Origin of the sequence: Enterobacter chuandaensis (genome assembly GCF_003594915.1) — a bacterium.
GTDB lineage: Bacteria > Pseudomonadota > Gammaproteobacteria > Enterobacterales > Enterobacteriaceae > Enterobacter > Enterobacter chuandaensis.
This window is the reverse complement of record NZ_QZCS01000010.1, coordinates 134,311-154,175: the sequence shown is the minus strand read 5'-3', so window position 1 is coordinate 154,175 and position 19,865 is coordinate 134,311. Positions and strand designations below refer to the sequence as shown.

Below are 19,865 nucleotides of genomic sequence, written 5' to 3'. Positions count from 1 at the left end.
ATTTAGCGTGCTGATATGGCTCAGTTGGTAGAGCGCACCCTTGGTAAGGGTGAGGTCCCCAGTTCGACTCTGGGTATCAGCACCACTTTATACTTAGGTTAAAGTTCGGCAAGAAGTAAAAGAATTTGTCTGGCGGCTTTAGCGCGGTGGTCCCACCTGACCCCATGCCGAACTCAGAAGTGAAACGCCGTAGCGCCGATGGTAGTGTGGGGTCTCCCCATGTGAGAGTAGGGAACTGCCAGACATCAAATAAGTGAGAAGGCCATCCGAAAGGATGGCCTTTTTGCGTTTATGCGTCGAAAAAACGGCAGGCCGGGTAAGGCGAAGCCGCCACCCGGCAGAATAAACGACTAATGAATCACCTGCGACAGGAATGCCCGCGTACGTTCAGACTTAGGATGCGCAAAGAATTCATCCGGCGGTGCCTGTTCAACAATTTCACCACGATCCATAAAGATCACCCGATCTGCTACCGTTCTGGCAAAACCCATCTCATGCGTCACGCACAGCATCGTCATTCCGGATTGTGCCAGCCCAATCATCGTGTCCAGCACCTCTTTCACCATTTCCGGATCCAGCGCAGATGTCGGTTCGTCAAACAGCATGATTTTAGGCTTCATACACAGCGAACGGGCGATAGCCACGCGCTGTTGTTGACCGCCGGATATCTGCCCTGGGAATTTATTGGCATGTTCAGCGATACGCACTCGTTCCAGGTAGTGCATAGCCAGCGCATCGGCCTCCTTTTTCGGCATCTTTTGAACCCAAATGGGGGCCAGCGTGCAGTTTTGTAAAACGGTCAGATGGGGAAACAAATTGAAGTGCTGGAACACCATACCTACTTCCTGCCGTACACGATCGATATTGCGGACATCTTCATTCAGCTCGATACCATCAACCACAATGCGCCCCTGCTGATGTTCTTCAAGATGGTTAATACAGCGAATGGTTGTTGATTTTCCTGAACCGGAAGGCCCACAAAGAACGATACGTTCGCCCTGCTTCACCTTAAGATTGATGTCCTTCAGGACATGAAACTGTCCATACCATTTATTGACGTTTTCCAGCGTAATCATCGCGTCGGCGGGTGTCATAGTTATTTGGCTCATAATTTCCTCAGTGCGGTGTACGCCCGGTGTTAAAGCGCTTTTCCAGATGCTGGCTATAGCGCGACATGCTAAAACAGAAGATCCAGTAGATCAGTGCGGCAAAGACATATCCCTCGGTGGACATACCCAGCCAGACAGGGTCAACGGTAGCCTGCTGCACGCTACTAAAGAGATCGAACAATCCGATAATGATCACCAGGCTGGTATCTTTGAAGAGGGCAATAATAGTGTTAACCAGCCCCGGAATGACCAGCTTGAGTGCTTGTGGAAGAATGACCAGTCCCTGCGTTTTCCAGTAACCGAGCGCCAGTGATTCTGCGGCTTCATATTGCCCCTTAGGCAATGCCTGCAAACCACCTCGCACAACCTCTGCAACATAGGCAGACTGGAAAAGAATCACACCGACCAGGGCACGGATCAGCTTGTCGATCGTTGTGCCTTCCGCCATAAACAGCGGCAGCATGACTGAAGACATAAACAGAACGGTGATAAGCGGTACGCCGCGCCAGAACTCGATGAAGATAACGGAGAGCATGCGTACAACCGGCATTTTTGAACGCCGCCCCAGCGCAAGTAGAATTCCCCACGGTAGCGCACCAGCTATCCCCACTGAAGCAATGATCAACGTCAGCGTCAAACCGCCCCACTGGCGGGTTTCAACGCGCTCCAGTCCCAGGAAGCCCCCATATAACAGCACCCAAACGATAATGGGATATACCACTGCCCAGCAGGCAATATAGCGTCCACGATGCGGCAGCTTTTTCCAGAACATGGCCGCGATAGAAAGCAGGCCGATAACCAGCGCCAGATTAATCCGCCAGCGCTGTTCATGGGGATACAATCCATACATGAATTGGCCGAAGCGCTCATGAATAAACACCCAGCATGCGCCCGCCTTCGTGCAGTCAGCACGAGTGGAACCGACCCAGTTAGCCTGCAGAAATGCCCAGTTCAGGAGAGGTGGGATCAATTCCCACATGAGCCACAGGCAAACAAGCGTCAGCAGGCTGTTGCTCCAGCTGGAGAAAAGATTCTTACGCGCCCAGAGAATAAAACGCCCCCCTGTGACGCTGGTTGGGCGCGGGGAGTGCGACAGTATCGCTTTTGTCATCATAGATCCTTAGCGCTCGACCAGTGCAATGCGACGGTTATACAGGTTCATCAGCAACGAAATCATCAGGCTGATGATCAGATAGACAGACATGGTGATGGCGATAGTTTCAATGGCTTGCCCGGTCTGGTTAAGCACGGTTCCGGCGAACAGAGATACCATATCCGGATAACCAATAGCGGCGGCCAGCGACGAGTTTTTGACGATGTTGAGGTACTGGCTGGTCAGGGGCGGAATGATGACCCGCAGCGCCTGCGGAATAATGACCTGGCGAAGCGTCACCGTATGAGGTAGCCCCAATGAGCGCGCTGCTTCGTGTTGCCCGTGCGGGACGGCCTGGATCCCGGCACGAATAATCTCAGCGATAAAGGCGGACGTATAAATCGAAAGTGCCAGCGTCAGGGCTGCCAGTTCAGGAATCAACACCATTCCACCCTGGAAGTTAAAGCCCCGCAGATGCGGAACATCCCAGTGCAGCGCGGCTCCAGACAACCAGTGCGCCAATAGCGGCAGGCCAACGATCAGTACTGCCGCCGTGGGCCAGGTTTTACGAAGCTGACCGGTTTTAATCTGGTGTTTACGGTTAAAGCGGAATATCCCGGCAGAGAGAGCAAGTGCTATCACAATCGCAGCAATGAAGGGATACAGCCCTTCGCCAGATTCAGGAGAAGGAATATACAGCCCACGGTTACTCAGGAAAAACAGCTCAAACGCATCGACGGCCTGGCGGGGACCGGGAAGGTTACGCAGCACAGCGAAATACCAGAAGAAGATCTGCAGCAGCGGCGGGATATTGCGAAACGTCTCAATATACACAGTCGACAGTTTCCGCAGGAGCCAGTTTTCAGAAAGGCGCGCAAGGCCAATAAAGAAGCCCAGTATCGACGCGAAGATGATACAAAGTGCTGAGACCAACAGCGTATTCAGCAAGCCGACTACAAATACGCGTCCATAAGTATCACCTTCCTGGTAATCAATCAGGTGCTGAACGATACCAAACCCCGCGCTGCGATCCAGAAACGCAAATCCGGACGTAATACCGCGATTATTCAGGTTGGTTATGGTGTTATGGATGAGATACACGGCGATGAGAACAACCGCAACAATAGCAATAATCTGGAATAGCCAGGCGCGGACCGCGGGATGAGAAAAGGATAGCGATCCTTTTACGGCTGAGCGGCGATGGGACATAAAAAACCTCAGTAACCATGACTCTGAATTGGGCACTGCCAGAGCAGTGCCCATTACCACAATGACTTAACGTACCGGTGGCGCGTACTGAATGCCGCCGTTATTCCAGAGATTGTTCTGGCCGCGTTTGATCTTCAGCGGGCTTTCCGATCCCACGTTGCGCTCGAAGAGCTCAGAGTAATTGCCCACCTGTTTGATGATGTTGTAAGCCCACTTGTTATCCAGCTTCAGATCCTTGCCGAAATCGCCTTCTTTACCGAGCAGGTGCGCCATGTCCGGGGTGGAAGGATTCGCTGCTTTTTCATCGACGTTTTTCGAATTGATGCCCATCTCTTCTGCATTCAGCATGGCAAATAGCGTCCAGCGAACGATAGAGAACCAGTCTTCATCGCCACGACGGACAACCGGTCCGAGAGGTTCTTTGGAGATCACTTCAGGCAGGACAATCCACTCAGCCGGGTTGCTTAGCTTGATGCGTAAGGCATACAGCTGTGACTGGTCAGAGGCCAGCGTGTCGCAGCGACCGGATTCCAGCGCTTTGGCTGATTCATCCGAGCGGTCGAATGTCACAGGGGTGTATTTCATCTTATTTGCTTTGAAATAATCCGCGACGTTCAGCTCGGTATCGGTACCCGCCTGGATACACACGGTGGCACCATCCAGTTCTTTAGCGCTTTTCAGGCCCGCTTTATTGTGGGTCAGGAAGCCGATGCCGTCATAATAGGTCACGCCCGTAAATGACATTCCCATGCCTGCGTCGCGGGAGGAGGTCCAGGTGGTATTACGGGAGAGCATGTCGACCTCGCCGGACTGCAGCGCCGTAAAGCGTTCTTTCGCCGTCAGCGGGGTATATTTTACTTTGCTGTCATCACCAAAAACGGCGGCTGCAACGCCACGGCAGACATCAACATCAATACCGGTAAATTTGCCGTTCGCATCGGCATAGGAGAAGCCAGGCAAACCATCACTGATACCACATTGAACAAAACCTTTCTTTTTAACGGCATCCAGTGTCGTTCCCGCATGGGCTTGACCGGCTACGGCAAACATCATGCCTGCAGCAGCCAGGCTGGCTATCATCGTCTTTTTCATAATGCATCCTGTGTGGCGAAATTTATCGTTATAGAGGCGTTTCTTAAAACGCTTTACCTGTCTGTGGCGTTGGCCAACGTTTATAAAGCAAACGTAATGCCAGTTTTACGTTCAACAAAATGCGTGATGAGTGAACGCTTAATGCTGAGTGTAGACAGGCTTAAATAAAACGAGCGCCCCGAAACGGTGCGAAATTACAACCTGCGCCACAAATCAGAGCAAAAGTTTCAACGGGTATGAGATAAAAAGAAGAGATAGTTTCTGAAGTGAATATTGGCAGAGTATTCAATAGTATTAACGTGTGAAAAACATCGGGTATAATAAAAAGATATTAACTGTGGTCGGTTGAAATTACATGAAAGAATAAATACGGGGCTATTTTTTTACTTACTGGAAAATAGTGCACTCATTAAAAGCAAAAGCGCGGCCGGAGCCGCGCTTTCTGAACAAATGTTACTTCGTCAGGGCAACGATACCCAACGTCAAACCCGCCACAGCGGCAGCTCCGCCGGCGATAGCACCTGCTGTTTCCCAGTTATCCTGAGTGGTGCCTTTCATACAGGTATTGGTATGAACCAGTCGACCCTGGTCGTCGTAAACCGGTACACATGGAGAGTCGTGCGCGCAACCAGCAAGCAGCGCAGCGAGAAGTGCGACGGAAATGAATCTTTTCATGATGTTACCTCAGTATTATTTCTCATTCGCTACAAAGCCAGGAGGGCTATTAACGAACTGGAGGTTATTTTACCACCAGGGTAAGTTGCCGTTACACGAGGAATAATCTCAAATTATGTACTTTGTAAAAATCATGGAGAAAAATCGTTTTCAGGATAAATTCATGGAGAAATTATGGAGCGGTAAAAGGGAATGTTTACTTAATGCAAACAGCTGCATTTTTAACGCTACAATTCGGTAATGTCTAATTCATTGTTTATATTAAAAATAAAAAAGGCACCAAACGGTGCCTTGAGGGATACGTTAATCCTTATGGTTGGTAAATCGTCTCCGGACAACCACAAAGAAAACGGGCACAAAGAAAATAGCCAGAAGCGTTGCGGAAAGCATGCCTCCCATAACGCCCGTACCGACTGCGTTTTGCGCGCCGCTCCCGGCCCCGGTGCTGATCACCAGCGGCATGACGCCAAGTATGAAGGCCAGGGAGGTCATCAGGATCGGGCGAAGGCGCATTCTTGACGCTTCGAGTGTGGCCTCAATGATCCCTTTACCTTCTTTTTCCATCAGGTCTTTAGCAAATTCGACGATCAGAATGGCGTTTTTCGCCGATAAGCCAATCGTCGTCAGCAGGCCGACCTGGAAATAGACGTCATTGTTTAACCCGCGCAGCGATGCTGCGAGAAGAGCCCCGATGACACCCAGCGGCACAACCAGCATAACGGAGAAGGGAATGGACCAGCTTTCGTACAGGGCAGCCAGACACAGGAACACCACTATCAGTGAAATGGCGTACAGGGCAGGCGCCTGGTTTCCTGAAAGCCGTTCCTGATAAGACATTCCCGTCCAGTCATAGCCGATGCCGGAAGGCAGTTTTGCCGCCAGGCTTTCCATCATCACCATGGCCTCACCGGTACTTTTACCTGGTGCTGACTCACCGAGGATCTCCATGGATGGCATGCCGTTGTAGCGCTCCAGACGAGGAGAACCGTAAACCCAGTGCGCGCTGCTAAAGGATGAGAACGGCACCATTTCCCCATTTGCGCTGCGCACGTAGAGGTTGTTGATGTCCCCTGGCAACATACGGAATTTTGCGTCGGCCTGTACATAGACCTTTTTCACGCGGCCATGATCGATAAAGTCATTCACATAGGTGCCGCCCAATGCCGTCGAGATCGTCTGGTTGACGTCAGAGAGGCTAATACCCAGCGCCTGCGCTTTCTCCTGATCGACATCCAGCTTGAACTGCGGTGTATCCTCCAGACCGTTAGGACGTACGCGAACCAGCAGGTCAGGGTGCTCTTTCACCATGCCAAGCAGTTGGTTGCGAGCCTGCGTCAGCTGGGTATGCCCCAGGTTAGCCTGATCGATCAGCTCGAAGTCGAAGCCCGTTGCGGTTCCCAGCTCGATAATGGCAGGCAGGTTAAACGGGAACACAAGGCCGTCTTTAATCTGACTGAACGCTTTCGTTGCACGGCCTACGATCGCCTCAACGCTATTTTCTTCACCCGAACGCTCTTCCCAGGGCTTCAGGCTGATGAAGGCGATACCTGAGTTCTGGCCCTGACCGCTAAAGCTAAAGCCGTTAACGGTAAATACGGATTCAACGTTCGCCTTCTCTTTGGTCAGATAGTAATTCTGAACCTGGTCGAGAACCTGCTGAGTCCGCGTCTGGGTCGCACCCGCCGGGAGTTGAACCATCGTCATAAACACCCCCTGATCCTCTTCAGGCAGGAAGGAGGTTGGTAAGCGCAGGAACAGTACCGCCATCCCACCGACAATAATGACGTACACCACCAGGTAACGGCCTGTCTTACGCAAAATACCGCTCACGCTGTTGCTGTAGTGTTCCACGCTCTTATCAAAGCGCGCGTTAAACCAGCCGAAGAAGCCACCTTTCTTCTCGTGATGATCGCCGGAGACGGGCTTAAGCAACGTGGCGCAGAGTGCTGGCGTCAGGATCAGCGCAACCAGGACGGAGAGCGCCATGGCTGAAACGATGGTCAGCGAGAACTGGCGATAAATGGCACCTGTCGAGCCACCAAAGAAAGCCATGGGAACAAATACCGCCGAGAGAACCATTGCGATCCCCACAAGCGCACCCTGGATCTGCTCCATCGACTTCTGCGTGGCCTCTTTCGGCGGCAGCTTGTCCTCTACCATCACGCGCTCAACGTTTTCGACCACCACGATGGCGTCATCAACCAGTAGCCCTATCGCCAGTACCATCCCGAACATCGTCAGGGTGTTGATGGAGAAACCGAACGCCGCCAGAACCGCGAAGGTGCCCAGCAGAACCACCGGCACTGCGATTGTCGGGATGAGCGTCGCCCGCAGGTTTTGCAGGAACAGGTACATGACCAGGAAGACCAGAACGATCGCTTCAAACAGGGTTTTCACCACTTCGTGAATGGAGATTTTCACGAATGGTGTGGTGTCATAGGGGTAGACGACCTTAAGCCCCTGCGGGAAGAACTGCTGCAGTTGCGCCAGCTTGCTCTTGATGGCTGCCGCGGTGTCCAGCGCGTTTGCACCGGTTGCCAGCTTAATCCCCAGGCCGGTTGCTGCCTGCCCGTTGATTTTGGTCACCATATTGTAGTTTTCGCCGCCGAGCTCAATGCGAGCGACATCCTTCAGGTGAACCATCGAGCCGTCCTGGTTCACCTTGAGCGTCACGCGGCCAAACTCTTCCGGTGATTTCAGGCGAGTTTGCGCGATGATGGAGGCATTCAATTGTTGTCCAGGAACCGATGGCGTACCGCCCAGTTGACCTGCCGCTATCTGGTCGTTCTGCGTTTTCAGCTGGTTGATAATATCCAGCGGCGTCAGCTGGTATTTGTTCATCGCGTTGCTGTCGAGCCAGATGCGCATCGCATACTGGGCGCCAAACAGCTGGACGTCGCCGACACCCGTCGTTCGGCTGATAGCATCTTTGACGTTCGAGGCGACATAGTCGGAGATATCATCCTGCGTCAGGCTTTTGTTGTCCGAAACAAAACCGGCGACCAGCAGGAAGCTGCTGCTGGATTTCTCAACGCCAATCCCTTGCTGCTGTACCTCTTGCGGCAGTAGCGGCATGGCAAGCTGCAGCTTGTTCTGCACCTGGACCTGGGCGATATCGGGGTCTGTTCCTGACTCGAAGGTCAGGGTGATAGTGACGTTACCTGCTGAATCGCTGGTGGAAGACATATACATCAGGTTATCGATACCGTTCATGTTCTGTTCGATAACCTGGGTCACGGTATCCTGCACCGTCTGGGCGTCAGCGCCGGGGTAGGTTGCGGAAATCGCCACGGCAGGAGGGGCAATTGTCGGATACTGGGCAACGGGCAATTTGAGAATCGCCAGACCGCCTGCAATCATCAAAATGATGGCAAGTACCCAGGCGAAAACCGGCCGCTGAATGAAGAAATTAGCCATGTCGTCGTTCCTTAACTGGCGGGAGTCGTGGTGGTATCAGGCGTGGCAACGACGGTAGCTCCAGGCCTGACTTTTTGCAGGCCGCTGACGATCACTTTGTCACCGTTTTTCAACCCTTCCGTCACCAGCCAGCGATCGCCGATTGCCTGAGGCGCAACAACGGTACGTGATTCAACCTGATTTTTATCATTAACTACCAGTACGGTTGCGTCGCCGCGCGGTGTGCGGGTAACGCCCTGCTGCGGAACCAGGATGGCATCTGGCTGTGTGCCTTCATCAATGCGGGCGCGAACAAACATCCCCGGTAACAGCAGATGTTGAGGGTTAGGGAAAATGGCACGCAGGGTAATTGATCCGGTACTTTCGTCCACCGTAACGTCAGAGAACTGCAACGTGCCTTTCAGCGGATAGGGCTGACCATTCTCCATCAGCAGCTCAACGCTGCTGGCCTTATCACCTTTTTGCAGGCTCGTCTGCTTCAGACGCATAAATTCATTGCTCGACTGGGTGACATCGACATAAATCGGATCAAGCTGCTGGACCGTTGCCAGCGCTGCGGCTTGCCCGTTCGTGACGAGCGCCCCTTCCGTCACGCTGGATTTACCGATGCGGCCATCGACAGGGGACGTCACTTTGGTGTACGCAAGATTGATGCGTGCACTTTCAACGCCCGCTTTTGCGGCGACGACGCTGGCATCTGCCTGCTGAGCCGTGGCCACGGCCTGGTCATACTCCTGCTTGCTGACGTACTGCGTTCCCATCAGCGGGAGGTAGCGTTTCACCGTCAGGTGCGCAATATTGGCGGCCGCCTGTGCCTTTGCCAGCTCGCCTTTCGCGTTGTCATAGGCCGCCTGATAGGTCGCAGGATCGATCTGGTACAGTGAATCTCCTGCTTTTACATCGCTACCTTCCGTGAAGTTGCGGCGCAAGATGATACCGCTAACCTGTGGACGAACCTCCGCAACGCGGAACGCATCTGTTCTACCCGGGAGTTCAGTTGTGACAGCCAGAGGCGCGCTTTTCACAATATGAACGCTGACCTGAGGTGCCTGCGCATGTTGTTGTTGGTTTTCCTGGCCATCGCATCCAGTGAGCAGTACAGCGCAGACAATGAAAACGGATAAGGGCAAGCGTCTGAAATGATTCGTCATTACTGTTCCTTTAAATACCCATTAACCGATGTTTGCCGTAGATCGGTAGCTGGGGCAGGGAAAAAATAAAATGTAGCTGCGTATAATAATGAGGGTATTTAATGTTTTTTAATTTATAAGTGCGAATGACGAGGCCTGACGGGAAAATCAGAATCAGACCCGGATAAAATGCGGGTATACTTCTGTCAGACTAATCAGGTAAATAAGGTTTAATGCGTCCATATATTAATTCTGTGAATATAAATATCACTATGTATTTGCCTTGATTATAAATTAAGAAGATTGACTTTTTTTGTGCAAAATTAAAACGTGTTTTAGTGAATACTTTCGCACATCTTAACCCGGTGTCCCGTATCAACCTTGTGAGTAACGAGTAGCTGTCTATGGCACGTAAAAAGAAAGAAGAGGCTCAACAAACCCGACAGCAGTTGATTGAGGCGGCTATCGGGCAGTTTGCGACGCGAGGCGTAGCCAACACGACCCTGACGGATATCGCGGATGCTGCGAAGGTGACGCGCGGCGCAATCTACTGGCACTTTGCCAGTAAGGCCGAAATATTTAACGCTATCTGGGAACAGCAGTTACCGCTTCGGGATGTTATTCGCGACAGGCTTTCTCTTTCTGAAAACGATGATCCGTTGTTAATGCTTCGTGAGCAATTTATTACTGCATTGCAGTATATTGCACGCGAGCCCCGTCAATGTGCGCTTCTGCAAATTCTGTATCATAAATGTGAATTTAATAGCGATATGATTTCCGAGGCTGAAATCAGAAAACGGATTGGATTCAATTATGACTTTTTGCGCGTCACGCTGGAGAAATGTATTTCCCGGAAAATCGTTGCGCCGCAGGTGAATGTTGAACTGACGATGATTGTGTTCCACGGTTTTTTTAGCGGAATCATTAAAAACTGGTTAATGAATAGCGACAGTTTTAATCTTTATCAGCAGGCTCCCGCCCTGGTCGATAGTATTCTGGCGACACTCCCGGTCATGCGAGTATCGCCACATGATGATTACAGCTCAGCGCCAGGCAACATTTCGCCCCGGGCGCAAAGCGTGTCGATGGTCTGCGCGCTGACAGGTTTACCTAACAGATAGCCCTGAAGGGTGTTACAGCCCAGCTCCGTCAAAAAGGTTTGCTGCGCTTCGGTTTCCACACCTTCAGCCACAACTTTCAGGTTCAGCGTTTTTGCGAGGGCCACAATCGCTGAGACAATGGTCGCATCCTCGCTTTCACCGCTTAATTCTTTCACAAATGCCCTGTCGATCTTCAGTTCACACGCCGGTAAACGCTTGAGATAGAGCAGGCTGGAATAGCCGGTACCAAAGTCATCAATGGAGGCTTTCACTCCTGCATCCGTCAGCTCTGTCAGCACCCGCACGCTTTCATCCGGGTTGCTCATTGCCGTGGTTTCCGTCACTTCCAGAATGAGCATTTCCGGCGGGACGTGATGAAGGGCAAGGCAGTCGAGAACCGTTTTCACCAGTGAGGGTTGTTCAAACTGCAATGTCGACAGGTTAACTGCCATAGACCAGTTATGATGTCCCTGAAGGTGCCATTCCCTCAGCTGACGACAGGCTTCGTTGATCACCCAGTTACCAATGGGGATGATGAGCCCGGTTTTTTCCGCCAGCGGCAGGAAAAGGTCTGGCGTCAGTAAGCCCTGTTTAGGGTGTTGCCAGCGCAGCAGTGCCTCAAAGCCGAGCAGAGGTCCCGCAGGCGCATGAAACTTTGGCTGATAAAGCAGGCGCAGTTCATTGCGATCGATGGCCATCCACAGATCGTTCATTAACTGAAGATGGGTCTGCGCCAGAGTATTCATGGAGGGCTGGAAGAAGTGATAGCCGTTTCGACCCATATGCTTGGTGTGGTACATCGCCGCATCGGCGTTAAACATCAGCTCACGTTCGCTTTTGCCGTCGTGAGGATACAGCGCGATGCCAATGCTGAGGGTCACTACCAGTTCATAGGGGTCGAGAGTGAACGGGTTATCTATCGCCCGCACCAGTGAATTTGCCAGCGAGGCCGCATCGTCCGGTCCTTCTCCCTCTGCCAGCAGAACAAACTCATCGCCGCCAATGCGTGCAAGGGTGAACTGGCCCTTCAGGAGATGCAGCAGACGCTGCGTAACGGCGACCAGTAGCCTGTCACCGACATCATGACCGTAGGCATCATTGATGGCTTTAAAACCGTCGAGATCCATGAACATCAGGGCAAAATGGGTGCCTTCACGATCGGCTTTGCTGATGGCCTGATCGAGTCTGTCTTCCAGCAGGATACGGTTGGGCAAGCGCGTCAGGGTATCCTGCAATGCCAGTTGAGCGAGTTCCCGGTTAGCTTCCGCAAGCGATGAGGCCAGAAGGGCGGTACGTGCCTGCAGGCGGGCATCCAGCATCGACACCAGCAGGGTGATCCCCAGGATAGAGAGCGCGACGACGCTGACCAGCACCGCCAGCCAGCTTCCGTTGATACCCTGATGATGAACCATCGTGGACATCGGAAACTGTGCGGCTTTCATCCCGGCGTAGTGCATGCCGGCAATGGCAATCCCCATCGTGATGGCGGCCCCCATGCGCATCAGTACCACCTGCGCGGCTTCGTGACGCAGGCGAAACGTCAGCCACAATGCAGCAAGCGAAGCAGCGAGCGCAATCACGACAGACATGGCCACCCAGCCCTTGTCCCAGATAATCCCGGGCATCACTTCCAGCGCGGCCATACCCGTGTAATGCATCGCGACAATGCCGCTTCCCATCACCAGAGCGCCGGGCAGCAGGCGGCGCAAGCGCAACTGCTCGCAGCTGACGAGCCATAACGCAAACAGCGACGAACCGACGGCGATGACCATGGATAAAATCGTCAGGGTCGCGTTGTAGCTCATGCTCATGGAGAGGTCCATCGCCAGCATGCCGATAAAGTGCATGGCCCACACGCCAATACCCATGGCAATACCGCCACCCGCCAGCCAGATGCGCGCTGCTACACCCTGACTCCCGGCGACGCGTGCAGCCATATTCAGCGCGGTATAAGCCGCAAGAATGGCAACAACAAAGGAGAGGACGACAAGGACAGGGTTGTATTGGCTAACCAGCATGGACAGTTCTACTCGAGTGTGATGTTACGCAAGAGCGGTTGAGAAGGGCGAGACATTATCACCGTCAGGGAACGGCTCAAAGGGATTTAAATCCCCGTTTTTAGTGGGTAATAACGGGGTGGCAGCGACGTGGGGGAGTCAATCGAGTTCTGAACAGTTCACTAATTTCAGCGGATTGACGGAGTTCATATTGCGGCACTTGTCGGTTTCGGTGCTCATCAGTTCAATCCACTGCATCAGGAGGGCATCGAAAAGGAAAACGGAGATTGCAAAGACAACCAGCCACCAGTATTTACGAATCATTGTGTCATTCCGCGAGAAGAGAGCCACTGAAGTGGTGGAAATATACACGAAAAGCCGCGGTTTAAAAGCGGGATAAGGGAAGGTTTACAAAGCGTTGACGGTGACGGGAGCGGATAATAAAAAAGGCGCATCCCCATGCCAGGTAGCGCCTTTTTAAACAAGCATTTCGCTAATCGAAATCAGTTCATGCCGTATTTTTTCAGTTTCTTACGCAGAGTACCACGGTTGATACCCATCATCAGCGCAGCGCGGGTCTGGTTACCGCGGGTGTATTGCATCACCATGTCCAACAGTGGCTGTTCAACTTCAGCCAGTACCAGCTCATACAGGTCATTAACATCCTGACCGTTCAGTTGAGCAAAATAGTTCTTCAGTGCCTGTTTAACCGAGTCACGCAGGGGCTTTTGAGTTACCTGATCCTGAGAGTTAACGGTAGAAACGGTCAGTACGTCAGAATTTACGCGTTGTTCGAACATAGTTCTGTCAGCTCTTTATTTCATTACGCAAGATTTTCGAAGTATGCCTCCAACGCCTCCAGCTGTTCGCTGGCATCCTCAATGGCGTTGAATGTGCGCCGAAACTGGTCATCTGGAGCGTGCTCCTGGAGATACCAGGAGACGTGTTTACGCGCAATTCGGTACCCTTTTGCCTGACCGTAATGGTCATGCAGTTCCCGAACATGCGAACAAAGCAAGCGCTTTACCTCTGCCAGTGGCAGCGGGGCAAGCAGCTCCCCAGTGTCCAGATAATGCTGGATTTCCCGGAAGATCCAGGGTCTTCCCTGAGCTGCACGTCCTATCATCAGAGCATCAGCTCCCGTATAGTCGAGTACAGCCCTGGCTTTAAGCGGGTCAGTTATGTCGCCATTCGCGATAATCGGAATGGAAACCTTCTGCTTAACTGCCCGAATGCTGTCGTATTCAGCTTCACCATTGAACAAACAGGCGCGAGTGCGTCCATGGATGGTCAGGGCCTGAATGCCACAGTCTTCGGCCAGTTGGGCAATCTCTACACAGTTACGGTGTTCCGGCGACCAACCCGTGCGAATCTTTAACGTAACAGGAACGTCCACTGCGCTGACAACCGCCGTCAGGATAGCTTTCACCTGGTCGGGGTATTGCAGAAGGGCTGAACCTGCAAGCTTGCGATTCACCTTTTTGGCCGGGCAACCCATATTGATATCAATAATCTGGGCGCCACTTTCCACGTTAATACGCGCGGCATCTGCCATCTCTTCAGGGACGCTTCCGGCAATTTGCACGGTGCGAATACCTGGTTCATCAATGTGCACCATCCGAAGGCGGGATTTGTCGCTTTCCCAGACCTGCGGGTTAGACGACATCATCTCGGATACGGTTAAACCGGCTCCCATCTCATAGCACAGCGTCCTGAACGGCCGGTCGGTAATACCTGCCATTGGGGCTGCGATCAGGCGATTTCTAAGCTGGTGGTGTCCGATGCGCATGAGTTAAGAAATGACCATACTGTGACTGCAAGGCGGCGTATATTACGCATTTTTTGCACGAGATGAAAGGCCAAACTTTGAACAATCCACTGTTGTAGATCAAGGAATCGCCGCACAGTCTTTCTGTTTAAAATTATTCATTATTTAAATCATTGGGTTATGCGGTGATGGTTATTTTATGTGCGCTTACAATTTCCCGTAACTTCTCATCAATTCTGAATAAATGCGACACATGAGCGGGATAATCTGCTGTTTTTAGCAGCAGATTTCCCCACTTCTTTGCGATCTGCGTCGCATTTTAGAACATGATGTCAGGACAAAAAATAGTCGTTATTCGACGACAACACGACCATGAAGGGACTGTACCGGACGGTTATTATCGTGATGCATTGTGTGGGTGAATTTCTCGAGTTGCTCGGCAGACACGGTCAGAGGATGCTTAAGCACAATCCAGGTCACGCCTTCCGAACAGGGTGGCGTGGTCAGCGAGCCGCTAAAGCGCCAGTACGTTTTATCTTTCGGCAGCAACGTGTTCAGATTGAGATCCTGTTTGATGGAGACGTTCAGATCAGCCTGCTGAGGCATAACGCTCCACAGTTTATCAAGCTCACGGTTCTCTGCCCCTTTGTCGAACATGACCGCAACAACAACCAGCTCTCCCTTCGTATTTTTATGCACAAGGTGCATTTCCATCGCGTAATGCTTGCCATGCACGGTATTTTCGCTCGGTGCGTGGAAGTGGAACTGCTGTAACGTCCAGGTTTGCTTATCCAGCGTGATGGTGTCGCGGGTGTCAGTCTGTTCGCTTGCCTGAATGGTATGGCCATTGTTTGTCAGCGTCACAGGGCCATCAATGTAGTGCGTTTGCAGCGGGGAAAGGTGGGCGTTAGCGGTCGAATCAATATCAATCGGAGACTGGTACATTCCGCTTTGACAGGTTTTGTATGTCTCATCCAGTTCTCCCCAGTGCTCCGGTGAACCTTCTCCTTTGTAGCTCCAGTGTGATGCGTATGCTGATGCCGAGATGATGCCGAGCGCCAGCAGCGCTGCCTTGCTATAAACGTGTTTCATAATATTCTTCCTGTGAATTTTTATTATCCAAACCAAAATTTATCAATATGATTTGTGTGGTTATTTTACCGGAGGCAGGCAAAGGGCGGGAGGAATATTAGAGGGGAGGAGGCGTGGTCAGAGGACCACGCCAAATACTTATTTTTTACGACCGGTAATACGGCACCACTCTTCTTTCTCTACAACCGGGTCGAGAGCGAAAAGGTCGGCGTAGGCTTCGCAAACGCTCTCCGCCTGGCTTGCCAGGATGCCGGAAAGCCCCAGCAGACCGCCCTCAACGGGCAGCACGCTGATTAATGGCGCAAGTTCACGCAGCGGGCCCGCGAGAATGTTTGCGACCACCACATCGGCTTTCATGGCTTCTGGCTGCGCATCCGGCAGATATAGCTCCAGGCGATCGGAAACGCCGTTTCGCTCGGCATTATCGCGGCTGGCCTGAATGGCCTGCGGATCGATATCGATCCCGATGGCTTTCGCCGCGCCCAGTTTCAGGGCGGCAATTGCGAGGATCCCGGAGCCGCATCCGAAGTCGATCACCGTCTTACCTTCCAGATCCAGACCGTCCAGCCACTGCAGGCACAGAGAGGTGGTTGGGTGGGTGCCGGTGCCAAACGCCAGGCCTGGGTCAAGCATTACGTTGACGGCATTTTCATCCGGTACATCGCGCCAGCTAGGACAAATCCACAGACGTTTGCCGAACTGCATCGGGTGGAAATTATCCATCCACTCGCGTTCCCAGTCCTTGTCTTCCAGCTGCTCGATTTTGTGCACAAAACCTGCGCCCAGCAGGGGATGGTTTTCCAGAATAGCGACGACCTCTTTCATGTCGGTTTCGGCATCAAACAGACCGATAACGTCAGTGTCACCCCACAGGCGCGTTTCGCCCGGCAGCGGCTCAAACACCGGCGTGTCATGCGTGTCCTGGAAGGTAATGGAGACAGAGCCGGCCTCCATCAGCGCATCGCTCAGCTCTTCGGCGTTCGCGCCGGTTGTGTTCAGTTTTAGTTGGATCCACGGCATGGCAAAACTCTTTATTTATCAGTAGAAATCATAGCGGTTTGTGGGGCGGGCTGGCCGAAACGGTTCCCCACCACAAATGCCAGTAAACTTAGCAGCAACGAAGGCACAATCGGATGGAAGCCCAGGTACTGGATTTTAAACGTTGCGAGCACAGCGTAAAGCACGCCGCCAACAATCATCGCGCTCAGCGCGCCAGCAGCATTGGCGCGTTCCCAATAGAGACCCAATACCAGCGGCCACAGGAAAACGGCTTCAAGGCCGCCAAACGCAAGCAGGTTCAGCCAGATGATCATCTCCGGCGGACGCCATGCGGCCAGCAGCAGCAGTGCCCCTAACACCAGGGTAATGACGGCTGACATCCGCTTCAGGCGTCGTTCATTTTCAACCTGCTCAGGGCGCAGATTCAGGTAGAGATCTTTAATGATCGTAGCGGAACTTTGCAGTAACTGGGCGTTAATGGTCGACATAATCGCCGCCATTGGCGCCGCGAGGAAAATCCCTGCGGCGAAGGGCGGCAGCACTTTGACCATCAGCGTCGGGATCACCAGATCCGGTACGGTAAGGTCAGGGATCACCGCACGCCCCAGCGCACCCGCCAGGTGCATACCAAACATCAGAACCGCGACCACTATCGTCCCGATAATGATCCCTTTGTGAACGGCTTTGCTGTCTTTATAGGAGATGCAGCGCACGGCGGTATGCGGCAGGCCAATCACCCCGAAGCAGACCAGCACCCAGAACGACGTCATAAACGTCGGAGAAAGGATGTCATCCGCGCCCTGCGGTGAAACCAGTTTCGGGTCAATCGCTTCCAGAGTTTCCACGGCATGACTGAGGCCGCCAGCCGCATGAACAATCCCCACCAGCAGAACGATCGTGCCGATGAGCATGACCATTCCCTGCAGCGTATCGTTCAGTACGCTGGCGCGGAACCCGCCAAACGCGGTGTATAGCGCAATGCTTACCCCGAAGATGAGCAAGCCTGTCTCGTAGGGGATCCCGGCCGCCGTTTCCAGCAGGCGAGCCCCACCGATAAACTGTACCGTCATCGCGCCAATAAAGGCCACCAGCAGGCTTAAGCTCGCCAGCCACACCAGCAAGCGACTGCGGTAGCGGGCAAACAGCATATCGTTGAGCGTGACGGCGTTATAGCGGCGCGCCAGGATGGCAAATTTCTTACCAAGAATACCGAGCGAGAGCCAGACGGCGGGCAGCTGGATCATGGCCAGCAATACCCAGCCTAACCCGTATTTGTAGGCCGCACCGGGACCGCCAATAAACGAGCTGGCGCTGATATAGGTGGCGGTCAGCGTCATCGCCAGTACAACGCCGCCCATCGACCGGCTGCCGAGGAAATACTCATTCAGAAAAGCGCCGGTCGCCCTTTTACGCATGGCATAAATGGACAAACCAAACACGATCAGCAGGTATGCGACAAGCGGCAGAATGACTTCAAGCTGCATCATCGTCCTCCAGCGGAATATCGCGATAGATGAATTTCACCATTGCCCAGCACAGCAGAATAAACACCAGCGGTACCAGCAGGCAGGCCATTTCGAACCAGTGCGGCAGGCCGGTGATGCCAATAGCGGAGTCAGGTAAGTAAGCAGTTACTAACCATGCGGCAAGATAGAGAAGGGTCAGCCACAGCGCCCAGCGCGCTTCTTTATGGGCCTGAACAAAACGTTTGTCCATTTTTTGTCCCTTGTGGATGCAGAAAGCGGGGATTGTACATGATGGGGCGTGGCGATCCCCAGAAATAAAAAAGGCCGGATTATCCGGCCTTTTCGCGTGAGAGCAGTCTTACTTCTCGTTAAGACCGAGTTTTTTCTCCAGGTAGTGGATGTTAGTTCCACCATTCTGGAAGTGCTCGTCGCTCATAATGCGCATCTGCAGATCAACGTTGGTTTTGATACCGTCGATGATCAGCTCCTGCAGGGCGTTCTTCATGCGGGCAATCGCCACATCACGGTTTTCGCCGTAGCAGATAAGCTTACCGATCATTGAGTCATAGTACGGCGGTACGGTGTATCCGGCGTAGATATGAGACTCCCAACGTACACCAAAGCCACCCGGCGCGTGGAAACGCGTGATTTTACCCGGGCTTGGCAGGAAGGTGTTCGGGTCTTCGGCGTTGATACGGCACTCTACCGCATGGCCTTTCACCACAACTTCTTCCTGCTTGATGGACAGCGGCTGACCGGCTGCGATACGCAGCTGCTCTTTGATCAGGTCAACGCCGGTGATCATTTCGGTAACCGGGTGTTCAACCTGAATACGGGTGTTCATTTCAATGAAGTAGAACTCGCCGTTTTCGAACAGGAACTCAAAGGTACCCGCCCCGCGATAGCCGATGTCGACGCACGCTTTGGCGCAACGCTCGCCGATGTAGCGACGCAGTTCCGGGGTAATGCCCGGCGCTGGCGCTTCTTCGACCACTTTCTGGTGACGACGCTGCATGGAGCAGTCACGTTCTGCCAGATAGATCGCGTTACCCTGACCGTCAGCCAGCACCTGAATTTCGATGTGACGTGGGTTTTCCAGGTATTTTTCCATGTACACCATGTCATTGCTGAAAGCGGCTTTCGCTTCTGCTTTGGTCATGGAGATGGACTGCGCCAGTTCAGCATCGCTGCGCACAACGCGCATACCGCGACCGCCGCCGCCGCCGGACGCCTTGATGATAACCGGGTAGCCAATGCGTTTAGCATGAGCACGGTTAGCATCCATGTCGTCGGTCAGAGGGCCGTCAGAGCCTGGTACGGTTGGTACACCGGCTTTTTTCATCGCTGTGATCGCAGACACTTTGTCGCCCATCAGGCGGATGGTGTCAGCTTTCGGACCGATGAAGATAAAGCCTGAGCGTTCAACCTGCTCAGCAAAGTTGGCGTTCTCAGAGAGGAAACCATAACCCGGATGAATTGCCACCGCGCCGGTGATTTCAGCGGCGCTGATGATAGCCGGGATGTTCAGATAGCTTTTTACGGACGGAGCCGGGCCAATACAGACCGTCTCATCCGCCAGCAATACGTGTTTTAAATCGCGATCCGCGCTTGAGTGCACGGCCACGGTCTTGATGCCCAGTTCTTTACAGGCACGAAGAATACGCAGTGCAATCTCGCCACGGTTGGCGATAACAATTTTATCCAGCATGTTCGCCTCG

The 19,865-nt window shown here is 52.9% G+C and carries 17 protein-coding genes, 1 tRNA gene and 1 rRNA gene; 3 read left to right on the top strand and 16 right to left on the bottom strand.

Annotated elements, in window-relative coordinates:
• Nucleotides 1-9: 9 nt before the first annotated feature.
• Together D5066_RS16240 and rrf are read left to right on the top strand one after the other, a co-directional pair.
• Nucleotides 10-85: transfer RNA gene (locus D5066_RS16240), tRNA-Thr, on the top strand.
• Nucleotides 86-128: 43 nt separating this feature from the next.
• Nucleotides 129-244: ribosomal RNA gene (gene rrf, locus D5066_RS16235) — 5S ribosomal RNA — on the top strand.
• Nucleotides 245-350: 106 nt separating this feature from the next.
• Here rrf and D5066_RS16230 read toward each other — a convergent pair.
• From D5066_RS16230 to D5066_RS16200, 7 genes are all read right to left on the bottom strand, one after another.
• Nucleotides 351-1,109 carry an amino acid ABC transporter ATP-binding protein gene (locus tag D5066_RS16230; RefSeq protein ID WP_119916514.1) on the bottom strand — a complete coding sequence of 253 codons (759 nt, stop codon included), beginning with the start codon at nt 1,107-1,109 and terminating at the stop codon, nt 351-353.
• Between the two features lie 7 nt (nt 1,110-1,116).
• On the bottom strand, nt 1,117-2,220 hold the full coding sequence (locus D5066_RS16225; RefSeq protein ID WP_119916513.1) for an amino acid ABC transporter permease: 1,104 nt from the start codon (nt 2,218-2,220) through the stop codon (nt 1,117-1,119).
• A 9-nt stretch (nt 2,221-2,229) separates the two neighbouring features.
• Nucleotides 2,230-3,411: an amino acid ABC transporter permease gene (locus tag D5066_RS16220; RefSeq protein WP_119916512.1), complete on the bottom strand. Its 1,182-nt coding sequence runs from the start codon at nt 3,409-3,411 to the stop codon at nt 2,230-2,232.
• Nucleotides 3,412-3,477: 66 nt separating this feature from the next.
• A complete protein-coding gene (locus D5066_RS16215; RefSeq protein WP_119916511.1) occupies nt 3,478-4,503 on the bottom strand; it encodes an amino acid ABC transporter substrate-binding protein in 1,026 nt (341 codons plus the stop codon).
• Between the two features lie 453 nt (nt 4,504-4,956).
• The gene (locus D5066_RS16210) at nt 4,957-5,178 is read right to left on the bottom strand and encodes a lipoprotein (protein WP_008502867.1); all 222 of its coding nucleotides are present in this window, start codon (nt 5,176-5,178) and stop codon (nt 4,957-4,959) included.
• Nucleotides 5,179-5,481: 303 nt separating this feature from the next.
• Nucleotides 5,482-8,595, bottom strand: coding sequence for an efflux RND transporter permease subunit (locus tag D5066_RS16205; protein WP_080328366.1), 3,114 nt, complete (start codon nt 8,593-8,595; stop codon nt 5,482-5,484).
• Between the two features lie 11 nt (nt 8,596-8,606).
• Nucleotides 8,607-9,746 (bottom strand): efflux RND transporter periplasmic adaptor subunit, encoded by a 1,140-nt coding sequence (locus D5066_RS16200; RefSeq protein WP_119916510.1) that lies wholly within the window; start codon nt 9,744-9,746, stop codon nt 8,607-8,609.
• Between the two features lie 383 nt (nt 9,747-10,129).
• Here D5066_RS16200 and envR point away from each other — a divergent pair, with 383 nt between their 5' ends.
• Nucleotides 10,130-10,846, top strand: coding sequence for an acrEF/envCD operon transcriptional regulator (envR, locus tag D5066_RS16195; RefSeq protein ID WP_119916509.1), 717 nt, complete (start codon nt 10,130-10,132; stop codon nt 10,844-10,846).
• On the opposite strand, the gene D5066_RS16190 is transcribed toward envR, so the two are convergent.
• The 9 genes from D5066_RS16190 to accC form a co-directional block, all read right to left on the bottom strand.
• On the bottom strand, nt 10,762-12,843 hold the full coding sequence (locus D5066_RS16190) for a putative bifunctional diguanylate cyclase/phosphodiesterase (protein ID WP_119916508.1): 2,082 nt from the start codon (nt 12,841-12,843) through the stop codon (nt 10,762-10,764). The genes envR and D5066_RS16190 overlap by 85 nt on opposite strands.
• Nucleotides 12,844-12,981: 138 nt before the next feature.
• Complete coding sequence (locus tag D5066_RS16185; protein ID WP_014885446.1) at nt 12,982-13,146, bottom strand: DUF2556 family protein; 165 nt, start codon at nt 13,144-13,146, stop codon at nt 12,982-12,984.
• 179 nt (nt 13,147-13,325) lie between these two features.
• Nucleotides 13,326-13,622, bottom strand: a complete 297-nt coding sequence (gene fis, locus D5066_RS16180) for a DNA-binding transcriptional regulator Fis (RefSeq protein ID WP_000462905.1) — start codon at nt 13,620-13,622, stop codon at nt 13,326-13,328.
• A gap of 23 nt (nt 13,623-13,645) precedes the next feature.
• Complete coding sequence (gene dusB / locus D5066_RS16175) at nt 13,646-14,611, bottom strand: tRNA dihydrouridine synthase DusB (RefSeq protein ID WP_008502861.1); 966 nt, start codon at nt 14,609-14,611, stop codon at nt 13,646-13,648.
• 330 nt (nt 14,612-14,941) lie between these two features.
• Nucleotides 14,942-15,682 carry a carbonic anhydrase gene (locus D5066_RS16170; protein ID WP_080328362.1) on the bottom strand — a complete coding sequence of 247 codons (741 nt, stop codon included), beginning with the start codon at nt 15,680-15,682 and terminating at the stop codon, nt 14,942-14,944.
• 138 nt (nt 15,683-15,820) lie between these two features.
• Nucleotides 15,821-16,702 carry a 50S ribosomal protein L11 methyltransferase gene (gene prmA, locus D5066_RS16165; RefSeq protein WP_080328361.1) on the bottom strand — a complete coding sequence of 294 codons (882 nt, stop codon included), beginning with the start codon at nt 16,700-16,702 and terminating at the stop codon, nt 15,821-15,823.
• 11 nt (nt 16,703-16,713) lie between these two features.
• Nucleotides 16,714-18,165, bottom strand: coding sequence for a sodium/pantothenate symporter (gene panF / locus D5066_RS16160; RefSeq protein ID WP_119916507.1), 1,452 nt, complete (start codon nt 18,163-18,165; stop codon nt 16,714-16,716).
• Nucleotides 18,155-18,397, bottom strand: coding sequence for a YhdT family protein (locus D5066_RS16155; RefSeq protein ID WP_006178860.1), 243 nt, complete (start codon nt 18,395-18,397; stop codon nt 18,155-18,157). Before D5066_RS16155 ends, panF begins: the two co-directional genes overlap by 11 nt.
• A 108-nt stretch (nt 18,398-18,505) precedes the next feature.
• Nucleotides 18,506-19,855: an acetyl-CoA carboxylase biotin carboxylase subunit gene (gene accC, locus D5066_RS16150; RefSeq protein WP_003860388.1), complete on the bottom strand. Its 1,350-nt coding sequence runs from the start codon at nt 19,853-19,855 to the stop codon at nt 18,506-18,508.
• Nucleotides 19,856-19,865: the final 10 nt, after the last annotated feature.

What these genes read in the sequence shown, in the direction of transcription:
- D5066_RS16230 (WP_119916514.1), bottom strand. Translation starts at nt 1,109, where the DNA reads ATGAGCCAAATAACTATGACACCCGCCGACGCGATGATTACGCTGGAA.
- D5066_RS16225 (WP_119916513.1), bottom strand. Translation starts at nt 2,220, where the DNA reads ATGACAAAAGCGATACTGTCGCACTCCCCGCGCCCAACCAGCGTCACA.
- D5066_RS16220 (WP_119916512.1), bottom strand. Translation starts at nt 3,411, where the DNA reads ATGTCCCATCGCCGCTCAGCCGTAAAAGGATCGCTATCCTTTTCTCAT.
- D5066_RS16215 (WP_119916511.1), bottom strand. Translation starts at nt 4,503, where the DNA reads ATGAAAAAGACGATGATAGCCAGCCTGGCTGCTGCAGGCATGATGTTT.
- D5066_RS16210 (WP_008502867.1), bottom strand. Translation starts at nt 5,178, where the DNA reads ATGAAAAGATTCATTTCCGTCGCACTTCTCGCTGCGCTGCTTGCTGGT.
- D5066_RS16205 (WP_080328366.1), bottom strand. Translation starts at nt 8,595, where the DNA reads ATGGCTAATTTCTTCATTCAGCGGCCGGTTTTCGCCTGGGTACTTGCC.
- D5066_RS16200 (WP_119916510.1), bottom strand. Translation starts at nt 9,746, where the DNA reads ATGACGAATCATTTCAGACGCTTGCCCTTATCCGTTTTCATTGTCTGC.
- envR (WP_119916509.1), top strand. Translation starts at nt 10,130, where the DNA reads ATGGCACGTAAAAAGAAAGAAGAGGCTCAACAAACCCGACAGCAGTTG.
- D5066_RS16190 (WP_119916508.1), bottom strand. Translation starts at nt 12,843, where the DNA reads ATGCTGGTTAGCCAATACAACCCTGTCCTTGTCGTCCTCTCCTTTGTT.
- D5066_RS16185 (WP_014885446.1), bottom strand. Translation starts at nt 13,146, where the DNA reads ATGATTCGTAAATACTGGTGGCTGGTTGTCTTTGCAATCTCCGTTTTC.
- fis (WP_000462905.1), bottom strand. Translation starts at nt 13,622, where the DNA reads ATGTTCGAACAACGCGTAAATTCTGACGTACTGACCGTTTCTACCGTT.
- dusB (WP_008502861.1), bottom strand. Translation starts at nt 14,611, where the DNA reads ATGCGCATCGGACACCACCAGCTTAGAAATCGCCTGATCGCAGCCCCA.
- D5066_RS16170 (WP_080328362.1), bottom strand. Translation starts at nt 15,682, where the DNA reads ATGAAACACGTTTATAGCAAGGCAGCGCTGCTGGCGCTCGGCATCATC.
- prmA (WP_080328361.1), bottom strand. Translation starts at nt 16,702, where the DNA reads ATGCCGTGGATCCAACTAAAACTGAACACAACCGGCGCGAACGCCGAA.
- panF (WP_119916507.1), bottom strand. Translation starts at nt 18,165, where the DNA reads ATGCAGCTTGAAGTCATTCTGCCGCTTGTCGCATACCTGCTGATCGTG.
- D5066_RS16155 (WP_006178860.1), bottom strand. Translation starts at nt 18,397, where the DNA reads ATGGACAAACGTTTTGTTCAGGCCCATAAAGAAGCGCGCTGGGCGCTG.
- accC (WP_003860388.1), bottom strand. Translation starts at nt 19,855, where the DNA reads ATGCTGGATAAAATTGTTATCGCCAACCGTGGCGAGATTGCACTGCGT.